Raw genomic sequence first — 23,270 nt, 5'->3', positions numbered from 1 at the left:
TCCCAGATGGGGTAGAAGTGGAGACCAATTGCGTTAGAAGAAGGTACAACTGCGCCAGAGACGATGTTGTTACCGTAGAGAAGAGAACCTGCGACGGGCTCACGGATACCGTCGATGTCAACGGGAGGAGCTGCGATGAACGCAATGATGAAGCAGGTAGTAGCAGTGAGAAGGGTAGGAATCATCAGGACGCCGAACCAACCGACATAGATGCGGTTCTCGGTGCTGGTGATCCACTGACAGAACTTCTCCCACAAGGAAGCGCTTCCGCGCTGTTGTAGTGTAGTAGTCATATCGTTATGATTGCTATGAAATTATCAAGGTGCTTAACCTTAGTAGCTATATTAATGAAACTATTGCTTTTTGTAAAGTGTTTTAAGGAAATGTTTTGATTTGCGGAGGGGCCATGCTGGATCTGTCAAGGGTTGATCGCCCGGTAGGCGGCGGCAGTAACCAGGCAAACGCTGTTGTTACCTACAGTCCAGCTTTCACCTTGGTACCAACTTACGAATGTTTCAATCGCTGTTCATATTGCAATTTTCGCGTTGATCCAGGTCAGGATCGTTGGTTGACCCTAGTGGCGGCCCAAGCTCGTCTAGAAAATCTCCGGGGGCAAGGCGTCCGAGAAATTTTGATTTTGAGTGGAGAGGTGCATCCGGCTTCAGGGCGGCGATCGCCTTTGATCCAGCTCATCTATGATCTGTGTCAGTTGGCCTTAGATTATGGTTTTATTCCCCACACCAATGCTGGCCCCCTGAGTCGTACTGAAATGGAATTGTTAAGGGATGTAAATGGTTCTATGGGGCTGATGTTAGAACAAATGCGTCCGGATCTCCCCGTCCATCGTCACGCCCCCAGCAAAGATCCCCAGGTGCGCCTACAACAATTGGTTCTAGCCGGAGAATTAAGAATCCCATTTACAACAGGGCTGCTGTTGGGCATCGGTGAAACGCCCCAGGATTGGCGGGATACATTAGAGGCGATCGCCAAAATTCAGCATCAGTATGGTCACATTCAAGAGGTGATTTTGCAGCCCCACCGTCCTGGGCAAACCCAGGACTATTTAGGTGAAGCCTTTTTGCCTGAGCAACTCCCAGCAGTCATTCAATTGGCCCGTGACATTTTGCCACCGGAGATCACGATTCAAATTCCCCCTAATCTTGTGGCCGATCCCCAATGGCTTTTAGGTTGTCTCCAGGCTGGGGCGAGGGATCTCGGCGGTATTGTCCCCAAGGATGAAGTCAACCCCGACTATTCCCATCTCCACCTCGATCAATTGCAACTCCTGCTCGCCGATCAAGGCTGGCAATTACAACCCCGGCTCGCCGTTTATCCGGCCTATGATGGATGGCTAGCTCCCCAGGTGAAACAGGTCGTTGAGCGTCATCGTCGAGCATTAACAGAGACCGAAGCCTTGTCCTGAAAAAATCAGAAGAAAATTAGTCTGAAGTACGTTGTGGCCAGGGAATCGTCGAAACTTTAGCTAGTTCTTGGGCCACTTGCGCCGCACCAAACTGATTGAGATGGCTCGGATCCGAAAACCATTCATAACGGCCTTGCCAGGCTTGTTGGTGGACAAAATCAACGAAATCAAGCTTGTCTCGATTAGCCAATTGACGAAAATACTGACGAAACTGCCGTTCATAATCCAGACGTACCGGATCGAGGTAGTAATCCGTCAGGGGCTGATTCAAGAAGACCAAGTGAATTTGGTGAGACTCGAAATGATCTAAAAGCGCCAGGAAAGTTTCATGTTGCATTCCCCGGAGATTAAACGCCGCATAATCCCCGTCATAACTTCCCGTTACTTGGGTGTGATTTTGGTAGTAAGTTTCTGGAATGAAGCGACGGTCGAGGGGCAAAAAACCATCTAAATTAAACTGCTGCCCTGACTCAGTAGAAGTCATTGGGGATGCTGCCTCTGCTGTAGACACCCAAGTGTGGAATGGCGCTAGGGTTTCGTCAAAAAAGCGTTCTTTGAAAAGTTGTCGCTGGTCATAGACCTGGGAGATTGTTCCCAACCATTGGGTGATGATTTGTTCTAGATCAGGAACAATAGAAGTTATTGCCTGATGTTTGGGGATATCTTGAGACAACAGTTGAGAAAATGTACCTGCTTCAAGGGCTTGGAAACCTGGGGAACGGGTCATCAGTTCGTAGGTCAAATCCTGCCGACCGCTATTAAAAGCACGGGCTCCGTCAGCAAGGATAATTAACTGGGGCAGTTGCTCCGGAGGGAGAATTTGCCGCAGCAGTAGATCAAAGATCTGGACAGTGGCACCATTAATACCAAAATTAAAAATATCAAGGGGCGGATAGCCTTTCTCGGTGAGGGCCGTCTGCAAGGCCAAAGGATCAAGACCACGCAGGGCACGGGAACTACCAATAATGAGAACGTCAGGTACACCATTTTTGGCGATGCGCTTTTGGTAGAGGGCGAGTTTTTCGTCTAGGAGCGGATTATCAAAGGAAGGATAGGGGCTAGTTAGGGGAGGGGCGATCGCCTTTGGGGCCGTGGTTTGCCAATTGGTGACTGGAAGCTGGGCATCTAAGACTTCTGAGCGGGTTGCCGGATCGGTTTGGGACAGGGACACAGATTGAGGTTGAACCAGATCCCGCCGGAGCCATTGACCAGCCAACCAATCGGTTTGGGCCGTGACTAAAATGCCGCCCAGCAACCACAGGCAAGCCACTCGCCACCGTCGCTGCGGGGAAAAGATGTTTCGCTCGGATTCACCCTGGTGTAAAACCAGACCACAATTATCCGGTATTGGCTGCCAGAGGCGACTACGCTGGAGGAGATTACGGGCACCTTGGTTGAAGCGTTCTAGGGGAGAAAGACTGGGGTCAGTTTCGACGGGGGGAAGGGCGGTTTCCGTTGGCGTCTGTGGTGATGTACTGGCTGGGGTAATGGTGTTGAATTTTAATGATTGTTGCCAGAGGGCTTTACTTTGGCCCGAACGGCGGCCATAGACCTTTAGACGACTAAAGGGATGGGGTTCTAAATGCCGAAAAAGAGTGGCGATCGCCTTGAGCGTTGCCATTTGGGGTGGACAGGCGATCGCCTCCGTCATGATGTAGAGGGTGTCATCCTTTTGGCGGAGGGTGATGTGGATGCCGCCAGTGGCCAAACGTCTCGTCAGATCAGGATTCAGGCAGCGTTGGAGCAAAAACCGCCACGCCTCCAAATCCCCCTGTTGGGCCAACTGTCCGGGAGAATCATGGTGTACCCCTGGCTTATCCCCCGGCAACCGCCATTCACTGCGCCAGAGTTCTTCATTGTGGGGAGCTGATTTCGCCCGGATTAGCGCGCGCTGTAACCCCTGGGGCGCAAGGACGTCGAGAATGTCTTGGATGGTCTTGAGAATGTGGGCCTGGGCTAGGGAAATATTGGGGGCCAGGATGCACTCCAGGGACAACACGGCATCGGTTACAGCCGCCCGAATGGTGAGGGGGTGGGCTTGGAATGCCTGGGTCAAAATCTGGGCGATCGCCTCAGGATCTCCCCATTGGCCCCACTGCCGCAACATGACATCGGGGGGCGTCAGATCAACCCATAGCAACCATTCGGGCTTTTCTTCCCCACGAATTTGACAGCGGATTGCCCCATCGCGAAAACCTTTGATTTCCAGTTCCCGGAGTCGCTGCACCAGAGATTCTGTCAGCAAGCCATAGTCCGGGCTGTAGTCACATTCACAGGTAATCCAGAGACGCTGTTGCCCTTGGTGGGGGGCTGTATTCGCTAGGGTCTGGGTTTCAACCCGAATACTAATGCCCAACTGACTGAGATTTTGACTTAAATATTGGGCGATCGCCTGGGGATAACCGAGGCGGGCCTGATTTTTTCGATTGAGCTGGAACGTCTCCGGGTTCGACGATGGGGACGACTGACCCAGGGGAATTAGGCTTAACCAGAGGCTTTTTTTCTCTTGGCGGAGGCGACCATAGACAATGAGACGGTGAATGGCGATTCCAGGGGTCGGCGCTAGGAGTTGCACAGGGGGCGGTTGACGGCGCATTCTCCGTAAAATGGCTTGGGTAATCTCTTCTTTTTCCGTGGGACAACTGGTTTCACAGAGGATGTGGAGCGTATTCCCCCGCAGTCGCACCCGCAACCGCAGATACCCTCCCAGGGGCACCGCCAGACGAATGGCATCCTGGAGCCAGGGCGCTAAATGAAAGTGAAGATCCGTGGAGGTTGCAGTTGTCACAGTAACAATGGAGCGTTTTTAGGGTGGCCGGGTGGGGACAATTCACCCCTAAGATAAACGAAAGTCCCCAGAATTGTTCTCCCATAAATAGACTAGTAGGATAAGGATGCCCTGTCGTGTCTGTAGCCCGATGAAAGTTCAGTTACCTGTGCCCTCTAATCTCCTGGTTGGGCTATTAGCCCCAGCCTATTTATTGACTCACCGTTGGAGTGAAGATTTCGCCCAGACCCTAATGCAGGCAGGGGTTTGGAGTGAAGAAATTTTCCGGGGCGATCGCCTACCATCTTTACCCTTTCCCGATGTTGAGACGTCCGATTAGCCTGCACCGCCACCGCCACCCCCCAAAGGCGATCGCTCGTTCCGTGTTCCACTGCACTACCCCAATCGAACCTTAGCCCTTACAATCATCAAGATCTTCTTTCACAGCAGACAGCCCATTTTCCTAGCCCCAAACGTCTAAGTACCATGAACCAAGTCATGCATCCCCCCAGTGCCGAAGCTGAACTTTTGTCCACTTCCCAATCTCTCCTCCGGCAACGCCTCACGCTGGTTGAAGACATTTGGCAGGCGGTGTTGCAGAAAGAATGTGGTCAAAAACTCGTCGAACGGCTCAATCATCTCCGGGCAACCCGAACCGCCGATGGCCAAAGTCTCAATTTTTCCCCCAGTAGTATTTCGGAGCTGATCGAAACCCTAGATCTAGAAGATGCGATCCGGGCAGCACGGGCCTTTGCCCTCTATTTCCAGCTGATCAATAGTGTCGAGCAACATTACGAACAGCGCGAACAACAACAATTTCGGCGCAATCTAGCTTCTGCCAATGCCAGCGAAGCCAACGGTAACAGCGTCCACACAGAGATTGCCCCCACCCAAGCCGGTACCTTTGATTGGCTGTTTCCCCACCTCAAGCATCAGAATATGCCGCCCCAGACGATCCAGCGTCTTCTCAATCAGTTGGATATTCGGCTGGTGTTTACGGCCCACCCCACAGAGATTGTCCGCCACACGATTCGCAATAAACAGCGGCGGATTGCGGGAATCCTGCGCCAACTAGATCAAACCGAGGAAGGGCTGAAAAGCTTGGGGACAAGCGATTCTTGGGAAATTGAAAATATTCAGCAGCAACTTACCGAAGAAATTCGGCTCTGGTGGCGCACCGATGAGCTGCACCAATTTAAACCCCAGGTGTTGGACGAAGTGGACTATGCGTTGCATTATTTTGAGGAAGTTCTGTTTGACACCCTGCCCGAATTATCGGTACGACTACAACAGGCCCTAAAAGCGTCTTTCCCAACACTCAAAGTACCGACCACCAATTTTTGTAATTTTGGCTCTTGGGTTGGGGGCGATCGCGATGGCAACCCTTCTGTCACTCCTGACGTTACGTGGAAGACAGCTTGCTATCAACGGGGTTTGGTGCTGGAACGCTACATCGCCTCGGTGGAATCCCTCTCGGATGTGTTGAGCTTATCGCTGCACTGGAGTAATGTGCTGCCGGATCTGCTGGATTCGTTGGAGCAGGATCAAAATATTTTCCCCGACATCTACGAAACCCTGGCCATTCGTTACCGCCAAGAACCCTACCGCCTCAAGTTGGCCTACATTAAGCGGCGCTTGGAAAATACCTTGGAGCGCAACCGCCGTCTAGCGAATATGCCCGCCTGGGAAAATAAAGTAGAAGCGGCCGATGACAAGGTTTATATTTGTGGCCAGGAGTTCCTCGCTGACCTAAAACTAATCCGCGAAAGCCTCGTGCAGACAGAAATCAACTGTGCGGCCCTGGATAAACTCATTTGCCAAGTCGAAATTTTTAGCTTTGTTTTAACACGTCTTGATTTTCGCCAAGAATCAACGCGCCACTCCGATGCGATCGCCGAAATTGTTGACTACCTGGGAGTATTGCCCAAATCCTACAACGACCTGAGCGACGGAGAAAAAACCACTTGGCTAGTGCAGGAACTTAAAACCCGCCGTCCCTTGATTCCGAAGGAAATGCACTTTTCGGAAAGAACCGTCGAGACGATCCAAACGCTCCAGGTGCTGCGCCGTCTCCAGCAGGAATTTGGCATCGGCATTTGTCAAACCTACATCATCAGCATGACCAACGAAGTCAGTGATGTCTTAGAGGTGCTGCTCTTGGCCCAGGAAGCGGGTTTGTATGACCCCCTCACAGGAATGACTACTATCCGCATTGCCCCCCTCTTTGAGACGGTGGATGATCTGCGTAACGCCCCGGAAATTATGCAGGCGTTATTTGAAATTCCCCTCTATCGCGCTTGTTTAGCTGGTGGCTATGAACCCCCCGCCGATGGCCGCTGTGATGAAACCTTTGGCGATCGCCTGGTGCCGAATCTCCAGGAAATTATGCTCGGCTATTCCGACAGCAACAAAGATTCCGGCTTCCTGAGTAGTAATTGGGAAATCCACAAAGCCCAGAAAAATCTCCAACAAGTGGCCGATCCCTACGGCATTGACCTCCGCATTTTCCATGGTCGCGGTGGTTCCGTTGGTCGGGGTGGCGGCCCTGCCTACGCCGCTATTTTGGCCCAACCGCCGAACACCATTAATGGCCGGATTAAAATCACCGAACAGGGGGAAGTGCTGGCGTCTAAATATTCCCTCCCAGACTTGGCGCTATACCACCTCGAAAGCGTCTCTACGGCGGTGATTCAATCGAGTTTGTTAGCCAGTGGCTTTGATGATATTCAGCCCTGGAACCGGATTATGGAAGACCTCTCCCAGCGATCGCGGGCGGCTTACCGGGCGTTAATTTACGAAGAACCAGACTTCCTAGACTTTTTCATGTCTGTGACGCCGATTCCGGAAATTAGTCAACTGCAAATCAGTTCCCGTCCGGCCCGTCGCAAAAAGGGCAATAAAGATTTGAGCAGTCTCCGGGCGATTCCCTGGGTCTTTAGCTGGACCCAAAGCCGTTTCCTCGTGCCAGCTTGGTATGGTGTGGGTACCGCGCTCCAGGGCTTTTTTGAAGAGGACCCTGTCGAGAACCTGAAGTTAATGCGCTATTTCTACAGTAAATGGCCCTTTTTCCGGATGGTGATCTCAAAGGTAGAGATGACCCTTTCTAAGGTGGACTTACAAATGGCGAGCCACTATGTCCACGAACTGGCAGAAAAAGAAGATATTCCCCGGTTTGAAAAGCTTCTAGAGCAGATTTCCCAGGAATACAACCTCACGAAGCGGCTAATCCTCGAAATTACCGAAAATGAAGCCCTCCTCGATGGCGATCGCCCCCTCCAGCGTTCTGTCCAATTGAGAAATGGCACCATTGTCCCCCTCGGTTTCCTGCAAGTCTCGCTCCTCAAACGGCTACGTCAATACACCAGAGAAACCCAAGCCAGTATCGTTCACTTCCGCTATAGCAAAGAAGAACTCCTGCGGGGTGCCCTTTTAACCATCAATGGCATCGCCGCTGGAATGCGGAATACGGGTTGATCTCAAACAGTCAAACAGCCCTGTAAACATAAAGTAGGGGTTCACCATGGCAAACCCCTACAACCCTAAAGAAAGTGAAAAGCGATTTAGAAAACCTGTTCTACTTCTGCAATTTCCGGAATATTTTCCCGCAAACGCCGTTCGATGCCCATCCGTAGGGTCATGGTTGAACTGGGGCAAGACCCACAAGCGCCCTGGAGACGCAGTTTAACCACGGGGCCATCAATTTCTACCAACTCAACGTTGCCGCCGTCGGCTTTGAGGTAAGGACGCAATTCATCAAGGGTTGCTTCGACGTTTTCGGTCGTGAGTGCTAATGCCATAATTTTTTTGGTGAACGAAGGGATCGCCTTCTATTATAAAGTTTCCGTTTTATTCCTTTGCAAAGAAAATGCTCTCCAGTAGACTTTGAGGCGATAATGTTGGCGATCTCGGAGAGATCCGCTACCCACCCAACAGTTGCCCCTAGAACAACAACGGTAGTAGGGTAATTAATTATGCCAAGTCCAAACGACCTTAACCTAATTGACGAAACCTTGGGTGAACAGCCGCTTCAGGAAGGCACCCCAGACGGAGCAATGGCGGCAGAATCGATGCTCCAGATGCTTACTGCTGCCGATAAAAACCAACGCATGATCGCTGCCCGCTATTTTTGTGATCACCGGGATGCGCGCGCGGTAAATCCCCTCATTGAACTGCTCCAGGGAGATGTTTGTCCCCTCACCCGTGTCAGTGCTGCCTATGCCCTTGGTCGTAACGCCTCAGAAACAGCGGTACCGGCTCTCATCGATGTGCTTGCACAAGACTGGAATGGCTATGTGCGCAAAGGGGTTGTTTGGGCCTTGGGGAATTGTGGCGATCGCCGCTCCGTTGATCCATTAGTCCATGCCCTCCAAAATGATATTTCGGCTGTCCGTTTATGGGCCGCCAGCAGCCTCGCCCAGGTGGCTAAACTCCAGTACGAAGACATTTCCCGGGCGATTCCGCCCCTGATCCGGGGGTTGCGCCGCGATAAAATGGCCGCCGTCCGCAGTAACTGCGCTTGGTCATTAGGGCAACTTTGTCGCGAAATGCCCTCCAATGTGATCTATGCCACCGCCGTTGATGCCCTCATTGAAGCCCTTGTCGAAGATGAAGATGTCGGCGTGAAAGAAGATGCCCGGGCCGCCCTGCTACGCATTGGCGATCCCAATGGCCTGCAAATGATCGAAGCGTTAGAATTTGAAGGTTTGATTTAAAAAAACTTTACAAACCTTACAGTCAAAATTTTCTATGGATCGACCCCTCACGGTAGGTATCAGTGGTGCATCGGGGCTTATCTATGCGGTGCGGACGCTCAAATATTTGCTTGAAGCCAACTTGACGGTGGATGTCGTCGCTTCAAAAGCATCCTTTATGGTGTGGCAAGCTGAAAATGGCATTACTATGCCCGCTGATCCCGATTACCAAGCTAAGTTTTGGCGTGACCAGGCAGGGGTTCCCAAAAAAGGCATTTTGCGCTGTCACCGCTGGGGTGATGTAGGAGCAGGCATTGCCAGTGGTTCCTACCGCACCAAAGGAATGCTAGTGATTCCCTGCAGTATGAGCACAGTTGCAAAAATTGCCAATGGCCTCAGTTCTGATCTCCTTGAACGGGCGGCAGATGTCTCTATTAAAGAAGGTCGTAAAGTGGTGGTTGTCCCCAGGGAAACACCTTTTAGTTTGATTCACTTGCGGAATTTGACCCAACTGGCTGAGGTGGGCGTAAAAATTGTCCCAGCAATCCCGGCTTGGTATCACCAACCGCAAACAATTCATGATCTGGTGGATTTTGTTGTTGCTAGGGCCTTGGATCAGTTTGAAATTGACTGTGTTCCCCTCAAGCGTTGGAAGGAAGAGGCCGCCAGCCAAAAATCAGAGTGATGATCTACCCTAGGGGTATTTCTCGCGGAGTATCTATTACCCATGAACACTCGACTTAAGCTGGTTGTGACGGCCCTATGGTGGAGTGCCTTGCCTCTGGTGGGTTGTTCGTCCCAATCCGTGTCGATGCCCGATGAAACTTCACCTCTAGCCGAAGCAACGCCGATGCTCATGAGTCCCCAGGCGGAGGATTTAGCGGTGGATGCCGTGACAGTGACGCCAATTGTTGAAGGTTTGGAACGTCCCTGGGGGGTTGCGTGGTTACCCAATGGGGATATGTTGATCACAGAGCGGCCGGGACGGTTGCGCCTGGTGCGGGATGGGGTGTTAGAACCAGAGGCGATCGCCGGGGTTGCGGAAGTCTCCGCCGCTGAAGCCCAACAACTGTTTGCTTCGAGGCAGGGGGGATTGTTAGATATTGCCCTTCATCCAGACTTTGAACAAAACAATTGGGTTTACTTTACCTATGCCTTTGGCACCCAGGATGCAAACCGCACAAGGATCGCCCGGGCTAAATTTGACGGGGAAAAATTGACGGATTGGGAAGTGATTTTTCAGGTGGCGCGTACCAAACAAGGGGGACAGCATTTCGGTTCTCGACTAACTTGGCTCCCGGATCAAACATTACTGATTTCTATCGGTGATGGTGGAAATCCGCCTCTGGAGCAGGATGGCGAGTTTATCCGCAACCAGGCCCAAAACCTCTATAGCCATCTGGGGAAGGTGGTTCGCATTAACGATGATGGCTCAATTCCTGATGACAATCCCTTTGTAGATGAGCCGGGCGCTTTACCGGAAATTTGGAGCTACGGCCACCGCAATATTCAGGGACTGGCCTTTGACCCAATGACTCAACGGGTTTGGGCGACGGAACATGGCTCTAGGGGCGGTGATGAAGTGAATCTGATCCAGGCAGAAGCCAATTACGGTTGGCCCAAGGTTTCTTTTAGTGCGGAATATACGACGGGACGACCCGTGGCCCCCGCAACAACGGCCCCAGGAATTACGGATCCCCAGCGGGTTTGGACACCTTCGATCGCCCCCTCTGGGTTAGCGATTTATACAGGCGATCGCCTTTTAGATTGGCAAGGGAATTTATTTGCAGGGGGGCTGGTTTCCCGGGATATTCGCCGCTTAGAAATTGATGAACGGGGAAATGTGATCGCCGAGTCGCGGATTCCCATTGGCCAACGGGTGCGGGATGTGCGCCAAGGCCCCGACGGTTACCTCTATGTTTTGACGGATGCAAATTCGGGACAACTATTGCGTCTAGCCCCGCAAGGTGAAGATTCATAGAAAAACTCCCGTAAGATAGGAGGTGCATTATTCATTTTGAGTCGCCTCCTCCCATGTCTTTTGTCGGTCTCCACATCCACAGTGATTACAGTTTGCTCGATGGCGCGTCCCAGATTAAACCCCTCATTAAACGGGCCGAAGAACTGAAAATGCCGGCGATCGCCTTAACGGATCATGGGGTGATGTACGGGGTGATCGAACTGCTAAAAACCTGTCGCAATAAACGGATCAAGCCGATCATTGGCAACGAAATGTACGTGATCAACGGCGACATCGAAGACAAAACCCAACGCTTTAAAAAATACCATCAGGTCGTTCTGGCGAAAAATACCCAGGGCTACAAAAATCTGGTGAAACTGACCACCATTTCGCACCTCAAGGGCTTTCAAGGCAAAGGGATTTTCGCCCGCCCCTGTATTAACAAAGAACTCATTGAGCAACACCACGAAGGGCTGATTATGACCAGTGCCTGTCTCGGTGGCGAAGTGCCCCAATGTATCCTCAAGGGCGAATATCAGCGGGCGCGGGAAGTGGCGAAGTGGTACAAAAATATTTTTGGCGATGACTATTACCTCGAAATCCAAGACCATGGCTCCCAGGAAGACCGCATCGTCAATGTGGAGATCGCCAAAATTGCCCAGGAACTCGACATTAAAATCATCGCCACCAACGATTCTCACTTCATTTCCTGCTACGACGTGGAGGCCCACGATGCCCTCCTGTGTATTCAAACCGCAAAATTAATCACCGAAGATAAGCGCCTCCGCTACAGCGGCACCGAATATCTCAAATCCGCCGATGAAATGCGTAAACTCTTTCGGGATCACCTCGACCCAGGGATTATTGACCAGGCGATCGCCAATACCCTCGAAGTTGCCGCCAAGGTCGAACCTTACAAAATCCTGGGGGAACCCCGCATTCCCGATTACCCCGTCCCCGAGGGCCACACCGCTGACAGTTACCTCGAAGCAGTCACCTGGGACGGACTCCTCAAACGCCTCAAATGCAAAACCCAGGCCGAAGTCGATCCCACCTACAAAGAACGCCTCGAATACGAACTGCAAATGATGCAGCAGATGGGATTTTCCACGTACTTTCTCGTGGTATGGGATTACGTGAAATATGCCAGGGACAATGATATTCCCGTCGGGCCAGGGCGGGGTTCTGCGGCTGGTTCCCTCGTGGCCTACTCCCTTGGCATTACGAATATTGACCCCATTCACCACAGTCTGCTGTTTGAGCGGTTCCTCAACCCCGAACGAAAATCCATGCCGGACGTTGATACGGATTTTTGTATCGAGCGGCGGGACGAAATGATCAAATATGTCACCGAAAAATATGGTGAAGACCGGGTCGCACAAATTATTACTTTTAACCGCATGACCTCCAAGGCCGTGCTCAAAGATGTGGCGCGGGTGCTGGATATTCCCTACGGAGAAGCGGACATGATGGCAAAAATGATCCCTGTGGCCCGGGGTAAACCCGCCAAGCTGAAGGTGATGATCTCCGACGATACGCCAGAACCAGAATTCAAGCGTCGCTACGAAACCGATCCCCAGGTGCGCCGCTGGGTCGATATGGCGATCCGCATTGAGGGCACGAACAAAACCTTTGGCGTCCATGCCGCCGGGGTAGTGATTTCTTCAACGCCCCTAGATGAAGCGGTACCACTCCAGCGTAACAATGAAGGGGCGGTGATCACCCAATATTACATGGAAGATGTGGAGGCGATGGGGCTGCTGAAAATGGATTTTCTCGGCCTAAAAAATCTCACTACCATCAAAAAAGCAGCGGATTTGATCAAAGAATATCGCCACGTAGAACTGGATCTCGATCAGTTGCCCCTAGACGAGCGCAAAGCCCTGGACATTCTCAGTAAAGGCCATGCGAAAAAGTTACCGGGTGATATTGATAAAACCCATGATCTGTTTGGTCGGGGGGATCTAGAGGGGATCTTCCAACTGGAATCCGACGGCATGAAAAAAATTGTGCAGGATCTGCGCCCTTCTGGCATTGAGGATATTTCCTCTGTTCTTGCCCTTTATCGACCTGGCCCCTTGGATGCGGGTCTAATTCCGATTTTTATTAACCGCAAACACGGCGTCGAAAAGATCGAATATCAACACGAGCTTTTGCAGTCGATTTTGAATGAAACCTATGGGGTCTTGGTTTACCAGGAACAAATTATGAAAATGGCCCAGGATTTGGCGGGCTATTCCCTCGGGGAAGCGGACCTGCTGCGGCGGGCGATGGGGAAAAAGAAAATTGACGAAATGAAAAAACATGAAGCTAAGTTCGTGGAGGGGGCGGCGACCAATGGGGTTTCGGAGGTGATCGCCAGGGATTTGTTCGACCAGATGGTGAAATTTGCGGAATATTGCCTCGCCGGGGACACACCTGTTGTTACGGTGGAATATGGGGTGCTGCCGATCCAGACCATTGTGGAACAGGAATTGCTCTGCCAGGTTTATAGTGTGGACGCTCAAGGATTAATTTACACGCAACCCATTGAACAGTGGCACAACAGAGGCGATCGCCTTTTGTATGAATATGAACTGGAAAATGGCCAAATGATTCGGGCGACCCCAGACCATAAATTCCTCACCACCACGGGAGAACTGCTACCCATTGACGAGATTTTCACCCAAAATTTAGACCTAGCCGCCTGGACAGTACCAGATTCCCTGCCTAGAATTGCTTAGGTTTACGGGTTTGGCGATATTCAAACAACAGTAAAGCGGCAACGGCGATCGCAAAGGGCAATAAATAGTACAGACCCCGAAAAACAATTAAGGTGGCTAAAATGACCTCCTCTGGCTGGGTGTCTTGCAAGAAAAAGAGAATCACCGTCTCGAAAATCCCCAAACCACCGGGAATTGTACTCACTAAGCCGGCAACCATCGCTAGTACATAAACTCCGAAAAAAACAGGATAATTGAGGGGGGGCGCCAACAGAGAATGCAGTGCTAGAGTGGCAAATCCCCAATCCAAACTAAATACAAGAACCTGCTGAAGAGAAAGTTTTAATGAAGGAAATTCAAACTGATAATTACGCCACTGCAATGGCTTTTTAAACACACAAGAACCCAGCACATATAAAACACTAATCCCTAAACAAAGAATGCCAAATCCCTGTAATGATTTTGCAAAAAAAGGCAATTGAATGCCCGTTGGTAGGGGAAACTTAAAAATCGTAAAAATAATGCCACTAATGGGCAATAACCCGACCCACAAACTTAAATTGGTAAAGGCAATAACCTGAGCAATTTCTAAATGGGACACTTGCCACTGACGATAGAGGCGATAGCGCAACATACTCCCCGACAGAAACGCAAAACCCACGTTTGGACTAATGGCATAGGTGATCAACCCTGTAAAGGTGATTTTATAGGTGTCTAAAGTTCTTTGGAGATATCGAAATGCCAAAAGATCATAATTGGCGATCGCCCCGTAACTACACACCACAAAAAAGCTTGCTAGTCCTAACTGAGCTCCAGAAAGGTGATTCAAATTTTCCCAGACAAGGGGCCAATCAATACGTCGAAATTCCTGCCAAATCACCCCCACTGCCACCGCACAAATGACGAGACTTATGCCCGATAGAAAATGCTTTTTAAAAAATCTTTGACGGTCACTTTTACGATCTATCACTGGGCTAACCCAAAAATATTTTGCCAAAGTTCATTTTGTTTGCCCTCACCATTGCCAGAACTTTACCATAGCCTCCAATGGGGGAATCTCTTCCGATAAAATAAAAGATTGATCAATTAACAAAGGTTGAATTAGTAACAATGAATGTACTCGTGGTGGGTAACGGCGGCAGAGAGCATGCGATCGCCTGGAAACTGCTCCAATCTCCCAACGTCCAGAAAGTCGTTTGTACTCCCGGTAATGGCGGCACCGCTCTGTTAAAAAATTGCCAAAATCTACCTATTGCCGTGGATGACTTTGCGGGAATTGCCCAAGCCTGTACCGACCACGACATTGCCTTTGTTGCCGTCGGCCCAGAAGTCCCCCTTTCCCTCGGCCTCGCTGACTTTCTCTCAGAACGCAAGATTCCCGTATTCGGCCCGAAAAAAGATGGCGCAATCATCGAAGCCAGTAAAGCTTGGGCCAAAGACCTAATGAACGAAGCAGGGGTTCCCACCGCCGCCGCTGGCACTTTTAACAATCCCCAAGCCGCAAAGGACTACATCCAAACCCAAGGCGCGCCCATCGTTGTCAAAGCCGATAGTCTCGCTGCCGGAAAGGGGGTGATCGTCGCGGAAACCTTAGAAGAAGCCTTAAACGCCGTTGATCGCCTCTGGGCCGAAGGGTACAAAACCTTGGTCGTCGAAGAATTTCTCGTGGGTCAGGAAGTCTCTGTCCTCGCCCTCACCGATGGGAAGACGATCCGCCCCTTGCTGCCCTCCCAAGACCACAAACAAATTGGCGAAGGAGATACCGGGGAAAATACCGGGGGCATGGGGGTTTACGCCCCAACGCCCATCGCCACCACCGAGATCATGGCCCAAGTCCAAACCGATGTTCTGGAGGCCACTCTCAAAACTTTACAAAATCGCGGCATTGATTACCGGGGGATTCTCTACGCAGGTCTCATGGTTGCACCAGATGGCGAGGTTAAGGTGCTGGAATTTAACTGTCGCTTTGGCGATCCAGAAACCCAGGCGGTTTTACCCCTCCTCGAAACACCCCTTGATGAGATTATGCTCGCCTGCATTAATCAAACCCTTGCTGAACTGCCTCCTTTGCAGTGGTATGACGGTAGTGCAGTTTGCGTCGTGGCGGCGGCGGCGGGCTATCCCGGTGCCTATGAAAAGGGCAAGATTATCATAGGTATCCAAGCAGCTGAAGCTCTAGGTGCGACAGTTTTCCATGCAGGGACTAAATTAGAAGGAGATACCCTCGTCACCAATGGGGGTCGTGTCCTTGGCATTGTCTGCCGTGGTCACAGTTTTGAGCAGGCGATCGCCAATGTCTACCAGGCCGTTCCCAAAGTTCAGTTCCCAGGAATGTACTACCGTCGCGACATTGGACACCGCCTCAAAAAAGCGTAACTTGCAACAAAACGTTACATTGTATTTAATAAAGCAAACTTGATCTGGTAAGTTCACCCCCGAAAACACCTTGCTAACCCTCATCACCAAACTCCGCAATATCCTTTCCCGCTGGTGGTCAGAATTCACATTGCAGACCAAACTGATGGCTGCAGCCACCCTCGCCGTGTCCCTGCTGATGAGTGGTTTTACCTTTTGGGCGGTGAACTCAATCCAGCAAGATGCCCGCCTGAATGACACCCGTTTCGGCAGCGATCTGGGCCTTTTACTGGCAGCAAACGTCGCGCCCCTTGTCGCCGACCACAATCTTTCTGACCTCGCCCTCTTCACCAATCGCTTTTACAACAGCACCGAAAACGTCCGCTACCTCATCTATGCCGATCCCAACGGCAAAATTGTCTACGGTATTCCCTACTCCGAAGCCGAAGTCCAAAACAGCCTCACCATCGAACGGCGCATTACCCCACCAGACGATTACAATCCCGCCGGATTTTTCCCCGTTGCCAAGCAACATTTAACCCCCAACGGCGAAATTACAGATGTCTTTGTACCCCTCCACCAAAATGACGAATACCTAGGCATTCTTGTGGTTGGGATCAATCCCAATGCCACCGTTGTTGCTTCTTCTAATCTGACGCGGGATGTTACCCTCGCCGTGTTTGTCTTTATTTGGGTCATGGTCATCCTTGGTGGTGTCTTTAACGCCTTGACCATTACGCGCCCCATTAAAGAACTCCTCGATGGCGTGAAAAATATTGCCGCCGGAAATTTCGAGCAACGGATCGATCTTCCCTTTGGTGGGGAACTCGGTGAACTGATCGTAAACTTCAACGAAATGGCCGAACGGCTTGCTAGCTACGAAGAGCAAAATATCGAAGAACTCACCTCCGAAAAAGCCAAGCTCGAAACCCTCGTCACCACCATTGCCGACGGAGCAATTCTCCTCGACACAGACTTAAAAATTATTTTGGCCAACCCAACGGCCCGCAAGATTTTTCACTGGGACGAAAAATCAATCATTGGCACCACTGTCCTGCACCACTTACCCACCTCTGTCACCACCCAAATTACCCGGCCGCTCCATCAGATTGCCGCTGGCGAAAACCTAGATTCAGACTTCCTGATTGAGCACCATGCTGTCCAAGGCAATGCCGAAGAAATTATTCGGGGAAATGAATTTAAAATCACCCTCGAAGATATGGTGGACAACGTGGCAGAAGCTACGACAATTCGGATTTTGCTGACTGAAGTGTTGGATAAGAGCAAAATCAATGTGCGGGGCATTGCGATTACCGTCCAAGACATCACCAAAGAAGCGGAGCTCAATAAGGCCAAAAGCCAATTTATCAGTAACGTTTCCCATGAATTGCGCACCCCACTCTTTAACATCAAGTCTTTTATTGAGACCCTCCATGAATATGGGGATGATTTGACAGAACAGCAGCGGCAAGATTTCCTTGAAACCGCCAATAATGAGACCGATCGCCTCACTCGTCTGGTGAATGATGTTTTAGATTTATCGCGCCTTGAATCTTCCCGTGTTTATCGCCTTGATGAAGTGGATATTTCCCAACCCATTGAGCAAACCCTGAGAACCCACCAACTTAACGCCCGGGATAAAGAAATCACCCTGACCCATGAATTGGCAACTGATCTACCGATGATTTTGGGTCATTATGATTTGTTGTTACAGGTACTAACAAATCTCGTGGGGAATGCACTCAAATTCACCCAAGCAGGGGGCTGTGTCAGCGTGAGAGCCTATCCTGTTCCCCACGATCCAGAGCGGGTGCGCATTGAAATTTCAGATACAGGGATTGGGATTGATCCAGAGGATCAAGAGGCAATTTTTGACCGTTTCTTTCGGGTGGAAAATCGTGTGCATACCCTCGAAGGCACGGGGCTTGGGTTATCAATTGTGAAAAATATTATTGATAAACACAATAGTCGGATTCACCTCATCAGTGAAGTGGGCATTGGTACCACGTTTTGGTTTGAGCTGAACGTTGCCCAAGGGACGCCGGAATTACAGTTGCTCGACAACCCGCACCATGTCCAGGATCAATCGATAGAAGTCAGCAGTAATTAGCCACTCCAACGGGATTGTTCAGCGGCGCTTGAGGAACAGCTGCGTGAAGTAGTAGACACCTTCTTCATTTTTAACGACACCAATGCCTGTGAGATCGAAGTCGCCAATAATATTTTTGTGGTGGCCAGGGCTGTCAATCCAACCTTCTACGGCAACGGTGGCAAGGTCATCATAGCCTTGGAGAAGCGCGAGATTTTCGGCAACGGTGGCATATTTTAAAGCTTGTTTTTCAAGGCTAGCGGCCCGTTCGTCAAAACCATCATGGGAAAAGCTAGCTTCGCCGGAGGCCATTTTGGCACTGTATTTGCGGGACTCATTCGTAATCCGGTAGTCCAACGTTAAAGGTTCTAGGCCCAGACTGACTCGATAGGCGTTGATTTGGGTATGAATCTGCTGTTCGATGGTTTCGGTATTGGGATTTTTGACGGGTTGGGGGGTGAGGGGTTGTTCCTGTTGGGCGACCGGCTGATTCGCTGTGGAGGAAATGGTTGGTCGTTCTGTCTGCTGAAAGACGAAACGGGCACCGAAGTAAAACAAGATGGGAACCACAAAACGTGACCAACGCTGGTGTCTCATGGGAAAGCCTCTGGGGAAAGTTAGCTCTATTGTAAGAATTCAGAATCTAAATGCTGAATCTGGATCGGTTCTTCTTGAAATTGGCGATCGCCATCGAGTTGCCAACTGCGATAGTCAGCGACGCGCCGCTGGTGGACAGAGAGAATTAAATAGGAATAAATGTCCCAGGCGATCGCCCGGTCATATTCAGAGGGAATTGCGGCATGGTCAGGGTGCGAATGGTAGATGCCGATGATCGCTAGGTCTTGGGCGCGGGCGTATTTCTGGGCTTTGAGAATTGCGGCAGGGGCGATCGCAAAGCGGTCATGGCGCGACTGGGACTGGGGATTTTGGGGGAGCAATTCCGGCATTGCTTGGCTAAACGCCAGCGTCCAAGTATTTTCTGTCGGCCAGATTTCCCGGACTGTTTTATTTTGCCCCAGTAACAGACCACAACACTCTTCCGGATAGCAGGTCTGGGCGTGGGTGATGAGTTGTTCGATTTGAGAAGGAGTCAAGCTTAACATAATGGCCTTGTTGCTTCGTTGCCGAAAAAAACGCCCAAATCCTCAGCAGATTCAGGCGCAGTTTTGTTGAAGTGATTGAATTACAGCCTAGAATCCCATTGCCTTAGCCACCGCTGCCATATTTGCAGGAATTCCGGTTTGCCCTTTTGATAAACTGTGGGCGATCGCCGCATCGGGATCCTTCAAACCATTACCTGTCAGAACACAAACTACCGTTGCTCCCGTTGGCACTTGATCTTTGACTTTCAAAAGTCCGGCCACCGAGGCGGCACTGGCAGGTTCACAAAAAATGCCTTCGTTAGCCCCAAGCTTGCGATAAGCTTCGATAATTTCTTCGTCGGTCACCGCATTAAAAGCCCCTTGGCTAGCCGCTTGCACCCCATGGGCTTTGTCCCAGTTTACCGGGTTACCAATGCGAATTGCCGTTGCCAGGGTTTCCGGGTTATGGACAGGCCCTCCCTGGATAAACGGTGCCGCACCAGACGCTTGGAAGCCCATCATCCGGGGGAGCTTCGTCGCTTTATTTAGTTCATGGTATTCACAAAATCCCATCCAATAGGCCGTGATATTCCCTGCATTGCCTACGGGGATACAAAGCCAATCCGGCGCTTCACCGAGGGCATCAACCACTTCAAATGCTGCGGTTTTTTGACCCTGGAGCCGATAGGGATTCACAGAATTGACCAGTGTTACAGGGTAATTTTCCGACATTTGTCGCACGATGCTGAGGGCGTTATCAAAGTTGCCTTCAATGGCGATCACTTCAGCCCCGTATAACAAAGCCTGGGCTAATTTTCCTAGGGCCACATAACCATCAGGAATTAGGACAAATGCCCGTAGACCTGCCCGTCTAGCATAGGCAGCAGCAGCGGCAGATGTGTTACCAGTACTCGCACAAATTACGGCTTCGGCCCCTGCTTCCTTGGCTTTGGTAATTGCCATGGTCATGCCCCGGTCTTTAAAGCTCCCCGTGGGATTTAGGCCGTCATATTTAGCATAGACTTGCACCCCACGACCGATTTCTGCGGCAATACTGGGAATGGGAATCAGGGGAGTATTGCCTTCGTAGAGGGTCACCACGGGGGTGCTGTCGGTTACGGGGAGATATTGGCGATACGCGTTAATCAGACCCGGCCACTTAGCAGCATGGTGGGTCGGAAAGGGAGCAGAGGTCGGATCGGCTTTAGGAGTACTCAGAACCACAATTGTTCTCTTAAAGTTTAGAAAGTGTAGTCAAACAAACGAAATCTTCTCTAAAGGGTAGCAGTAAGGGGCTATCTGGGCTAGTCACAGGGGCGATCGCCGCCCCATTGGTACAGGGATTTTAAGAAAAGATTAACGTGGATTAACTATTCTAAGAGTTTAGGGGCATAGATGGGCGGCCACGGTCACTGCAAATTCTTCTTCAAAGATCTCCTTGTTATAGTTTAAACTCCAGAGCTCTAGTTCGCAGGCATCATCCCTATGGGTTGGGGTCAGCTTGAGGGTGAGTAGGCGTTGTTTCGCATCAAAATCACACTGAATTTCGGCGATCGCCCCCACCTGGCGTCGGTCAAGGGCTACTGCGAGCCGCATGATCGCACTCAGCTCACTCACCATCTGTCGGTGTTCTTTGTGGATGAGATTTTGATAATTTTCGTGTTTTTTCTTCGGCTTGCTTTTGCGGTGGTAGCGGGCGAGGTTCGCGACGATTTCTAATTGGGTCTCATTGAAACCGAGGAGCTCTGCATTACGAATCAGATAGTAGGAATGTTTATGGTGGGCCGCATGGCTAATGTAAAGGCCACAGTTATGGAGAATCGCCGCCGCCCAGAGCATTTCCCTCGCTTCGGTGTCCCATTGGTGCAGCCCCCCCTGGAGCTGATCAAAGAGACTCAGGGAAAATACGGCAGTGCGTTTACTGGCGACCAAATCAACGCGATATTTTTTGGCGATCGCCATCACACTCCGTTCCCGAATCGAACTTTGGTATTGCAGACGACTTTCAATCAAACCATGGGAAAGCATCCAGTCGACGATCACCCCTTCCCGCAACGCCCGTTCACAGAGGGTGATTTTCTTCAGCTGCAACAAATCCATCGCTTCTTGGAGGATGATTGCCCCTGCCAGGATAATTTCTGCGCGCTTATCGGACATCCCTGGTAAATTTGAGCGCTCCCGACAATTAAGCTCCCGCATCTGTTGGATCAATTTGCCCAAGTCTTGACGCGAGAACGTGTAGCCGTGGAGAGGACTCGGCACGCTCCCCAAATCAGCCATCGCGTGCATTGCTGCCAAGGTTTCAATGGTGCCAGAGGTGCCAATCATTTGTACCTGTTCTTCCGGGAAAAGATGCTCTTGTAGTTCTTCAATGGGACGCTCTAACATCCCCCGAATATAAGCTTGTAGGGCCGCAAATTCTCGGTTACTAATCGGATCAGTATTCACAAAATCTTGGGTTAACCGCACCGCTCCCACCTTTGTGCTGCTGAGAAAGCGTGCTTCATGGCTTTCCACCAGGCTAATTTCTGTCGAACCGCCCCCAATATCAATTAAGACATGGGGTTGTTGGTTAAAATCGACCGCCGATAAAACGCCGAGGTAGATACGGCGCGCTTCTTCTTGGCCGGAGATTAGATCAACTTCTAAGCCTAATTCTGCTTCAATCCGTTGTAAAAATTCTCGACCGTTGGGGGCTTCTCGCACGGCACTGGTTGCCACTGCTACTAAAGAATCCACCTGAAAACTCGTCGCTAGATCCTGACAACGACGGAGGGCATTTAAAGAACGATCCATGGCGGCTTCCGTCAGGTTTCCTGTGAGGCGATCGCGATGACCAAGGCGCACCGTATCTTTTTCCCGGGCCACAATTGTAAATGCGGGCAGGCTGGGTTGAATTTTGACGATCACCATATGAATTGAGTTGGTGCCGATATCAATCGCTGCTAGGGTACAGTCCTCCCCTTGGGTGACATTCGCAAATTGAGTGGAATTCGTTTTAAGCTGATAGACGGAAGTAGCCATAGATTTATGTCTGTCATCTTTGCTGACTTCTCTATTATTAAGGATTACCTCCGATTTACTGATTTTTTATGACATCTCTTCGTTGAACATCTATGGTTTCTGAGCCTACCTGGAAAAAAATTATCTATTTATTACGCTGGGATAAGCCGGCAGGTCGCTTAATTCTAATCATTCCTGCCCTATGGGCCGTCTTCTTAGCGGCTGAGGCCAAACCCGACTGGAAACTGGTCTTAGTGATTATCCTTGGAGCAATTACCACCAGTGCTGCGGGCTGCGTTGTGAATGATTTATGGGACCGGGATATTGATCCCCAAGTGGAGCGAACAAAAGTTCGTCCCCTCGCTTCTAAAGCTCTCACGGTCAAAGTAGGAATTATTACGGCGATCGCCTTCTTTTTGTGTGCCGCCGGATTAGCTTTTTATTTTAATCCCTGGACAAATCCCCTTAGTTTTTGGCTATGCGTCGCCGCAGTGCCCGTGATTATTGCTTACCCTCTGGCAAAACGTTTCTTTCCAGTACCTCAACTTGTTTTGGCGATCGCCTGGGGCTTTGCCGTTCTCATTAGTTGGAGTGCTGTGACCCAAAATTTAACTGCTGCAACCTGGCTGTTATGGGGTGCAACAGTTTTCTGGACTTTAGGTTTTGACACCATCTACGCTCTCTCCGACCGGGATGATGATTTGAAAATTGGCATTAATTCTAGCGCTATTTTTTTTGGTAAATTTGCCCCCGAAGCCGTCGGTATTTTCTTTGTCTTAACAGCGACTTGTCTTGCTATTCTAGGCAAAACATTGAATATTAATCTTTTGATTTACGGTATCGCCTGGGCGATCGCTGTCGGTCTTTGGTTTAAACAATACTTAAAAATTCGGAAACCCAATCTTCCCCGCAAAGCCTACAATCGACTCTTCGAAGAGAACGTTACGATTGGCTTTATTCTCCTCAGTGGAATGATTAGTAGCTTTATTTTTTAGACCTCGCAGTTACTCAGAAAATATCACAAGCTGTCTTTCCACCATGACAGCTTCACTCTAGTTCTACGCGACAAATAAAGCCCTCAACCTGAAGATTGGGAGCTTTGATTAGAATATAAAGTTGAAGAATAAGATATTCAGTTTTTCATAAAAGAGAGAAGCTTGGCATTGAGCTATTTTCCCGGTAGGCTACCCCACAGGTA

17 protein-coding genes and 1 pseudogene are annotated in these 23,270 nt (G+C 50.4%); 10 read left to right on the top strand and 8 right to left on the bottom strand.

Annotated elements, in window-relative coordinates:
- Nucleotides 1–293, bottom strand: a pseudogene (locus AACT35_RS06325) (photosystem II q(b) protein); the annotation flags it as partial.
- Between the two features lie 113 nt (nt 294–406).
- Between AACT35_RS06325 and cofG the strand changes: the two are divergent.
- On the top strand, nt 407–1,423 hold the full coding sequence (gene cofG, locus AACT35_RS06320) for a 7,8-didemethyl-8-hydroxy-5-deazariboflavin synthase subunit CofG (protein ID WP_099239260.1): 1,017 nt from the start codon (nt 407–409) through the stop codon (nt 1,421–1,423).
- Nucleotides 1,424–1,439: 16 nt separating this feature from the next.
- Here the strand turns inward: cofG and AACT35_RS06315 are convergent, their stop codons facing one another.
- Complete coding sequence (locus AACT35_RS06315; protein ID WP_099239258.1) at nt 1,440–4,211, bottom strand: hypothetical protein; 2,772 nt, start codon at nt 4,209–4,211, stop codon at nt 1,440–1,442.
- 130 nt (nt 4,212–4,341) lie between these two features.
- On the opposite strand from AACT35_RS06315, the gene AACT35_RS06310 reads away from it, so the two are divergent.
- A complete protein-coding gene (locus tag AACT35_RS06310) occupies nt 4,342–4,530 on the top strand; it encodes a hypothetical protein (RefSeq protein ID WP_254048008.1) in 189 nt (62 codons plus the stop codon).
- A 146-nt stretch (nt 4,531–4,676) separates the two neighbouring features.
- Nucleotides 4,677–7,664 carry a phosphoenolpyruvate carboxylase gene (gene ppc, locus AACT35_RS06305; protein ID WP_099239254.1) on the top strand — a complete coding sequence of 996 codons (2,988 nt, stop codon included), beginning with the start codon at nt 4,677–4,679 and terminating at the stop codon, nt 7,662–7,664.
- Nucleotides 7,665–7,750: 86 nt separating this feature from the next.
- Here ppc and AACT35_RS06300 read toward each other — a convergent pair whose 3' ends face one another.
- Complete coding sequence (locus AACT35_RS06300; protein WP_012307027.1) at nt 7,751–7,987, bottom strand: NifU family protein; 237 nt, start codon at nt 7,985–7,987, stop codon at nt 7,751–7,753.
- 174 nt (nt 7,988–8,161) lie between these two features.
- Here AACT35_RS06300 and AACT35_RS06295 point away from each other — a divergent pair, with 174 nt between their 5' ends.
- The 4 genes from AACT35_RS06295 (at nt 8,162) to AACT35_RS06280 (ending at nt 13,564) form a co-directional block, all read left to right on the top strand.
- Nucleotides 8,162–8,902 (top strand): HEAT repeat domain-containing protein, encoded by a 741-nt coding sequence (locus tag AACT35_RS06295; RefSeq protein WP_099239252.1) that lies wholly within the window; start codon nt 8,162–8,164, stop codon nt 8,900–8,902.
- A gap of 34 nt (nt 8,903–8,936) precedes the next feature.
- The gene (locus tag AACT35_RS06290; RefSeq protein ID WP_099239250.1) at nt 8,937–9,566 is read left to right on the top strand and encodes a flavin prenyltransferase UbiX; all 630 of its coding nucleotides are present in this window, start codon (nt 8,937–8,939) and stop codon (nt 9,564–9,566) included.
- A 126-nt stretch (nt 9,567–9,692) separates the two neighbouring features.
- On the top strand, nt 9,693–10,862 hold the full coding sequence (locus AACT35_RS06285; protein ID WP_371410752.1) for a PQQ-dependent sugar dehydrogenase: 1,170 nt from the start codon (nt 9,693–9,695) through the stop codon (nt 10,860–10,862).
- A gap of 53 nt (nt 10,863–10,915) precedes the next feature.
- The gene (locus tag AACT35_RS06280) at nt 10,916–13,564 is read left to right on the top strand and encodes a DNA polymerase III subunit alpha (RefSeq protein ID WP_099239246.1); all 2,649 of its coding nucleotides are present in this window, start codon (nt 10,916–10,918) and stop codon (nt 13,562–13,564) included.
- Here AACT35_RS06280 and AACT35_RS06275 read toward each other — a convergent pair.
- Nucleotides 13,551–14,513 carry a UPF0104 family protein gene (locus tag AACT35_RS06275; protein WP_099239262.1) on the bottom strand — a complete coding sequence of 321 codons (963 nt, stop codon included), beginning with the start codon at nt 14,511–14,513 and terminating at the stop codon, nt 13,551–13,553. The genes AACT35_RS06280 and AACT35_RS06275 overlap by 14 nt on opposite strands.
- 140 nt (nt 14,514–14,653) lie before the next feature.
- Between AACT35_RS06275 and purD the strand changes: the two genes are divergently transcribed.
- Nucleotides 14,654–15,919: a phosphoribosylamine--glycine ligase gene (gene purD, locus AACT35_RS06270; protein WP_099239244.1), complete on the top strand. Its 1,266-nt coding sequence runs from the start codon at nt 14,654–14,656 to the stop codon at nt 15,917–15,919.
- 70 nt (nt 15,920–15,989) lie between these two features.
- On the top strand, nt 15,990–18,008 hold the full coding sequence (gene nblS, locus AACT35_RS06265; RefSeq protein WP_099239242.1) for a two-component system sensor histidine kinase NblS: 2,019 nt from the start codon (nt 15,990–15,992) through the stop codon (nt 18,006–18,008).
- An 18-nt stretch (nt 18,009–18,026) separates the two neighbouring features.
- Here nblS and AACT35_RS06260 read toward each other — a convergent pair whose 3' ends face one another.
- The 4 genes from AACT35_RS06260 to AACT35_RS06245 all read right to left on the bottom strand — a co-directional run bounded on the left by AACT35_RS06260 (nt 18,027) and on the right by AACT35_RS06245 (nt 22,093).
- Nucleotides 18,027–18,584 carry a CAP domain-containing protein gene (locus tag AACT35_RS06260; protein ID WP_099239240.1) on the bottom strand — a complete coding sequence of 186 codons (558 nt, stop codon included), beginning with the start codon at nt 18,582–18,584 and terminating at the stop codon, nt 18,027–18,029.
- Between the two features lie 26 nt (nt 18,585–18,610).
- Nucleotides 18,611–19,090, bottom strand: coding sequence for a Mov34/MPN/PAD-1 family protein (locus AACT35_RS06255; protein WP_099239238.1), 480 nt, complete (start codon nt 19,088–19,090; stop codon nt 18,611–18,613).
- A gap of 87 nt (nt 19,091–19,177) precedes the next feature.
- Entirely contained in the window at nt 19,178–20,287 is a 1,110-nt protein-coding gene (thrC, locus tag AACT35_RS06250; RefSeq protein ID WP_045442698.1) for a threonine synthase, read from the bottom strand.
- Between the two features lie 165 nt (nt 20,288–20,452).
- A complete protein-coding gene (locus AACT35_RS06245) occupies nt 20,453–22,093 on the bottom strand; it encodes a Ppx/GppA phosphatase family protein (protein WP_099239236.1) in 1,641 nt (546 codons plus the stop codon).
- A gap of 92 nt (nt 22,094–22,185) precedes the next feature.
- Between AACT35_RS06245 and AACT35_RS06240 the strand changes: the two genes are divergently transcribed.
- Entirely contained in the window at nt 22,186–23,067 is an 882-nt protein-coding gene (locus AACT35_RS06240; RefSeq protein WP_012307014.1) for a 4-hydroxybenzoate solanesyltransferase, read from the top strand.
- Nucleotides 23,068–23,270: the final 203 nt, after the last annotated feature.

This window comes from Synechococcus sp. BDU 130192 (assembly GCF_963876085.1).
GTDB lineage: Bacteria > Cyanobacteriota > Cyanobacteriia > Cyanobacteriales > MRBY01 > MRBY01.
The sequence above is the reverse complement of the archived record's forward strand: the minus strand, read 5'-3'. Positions and strand labels throughout refer to the sequence as shown.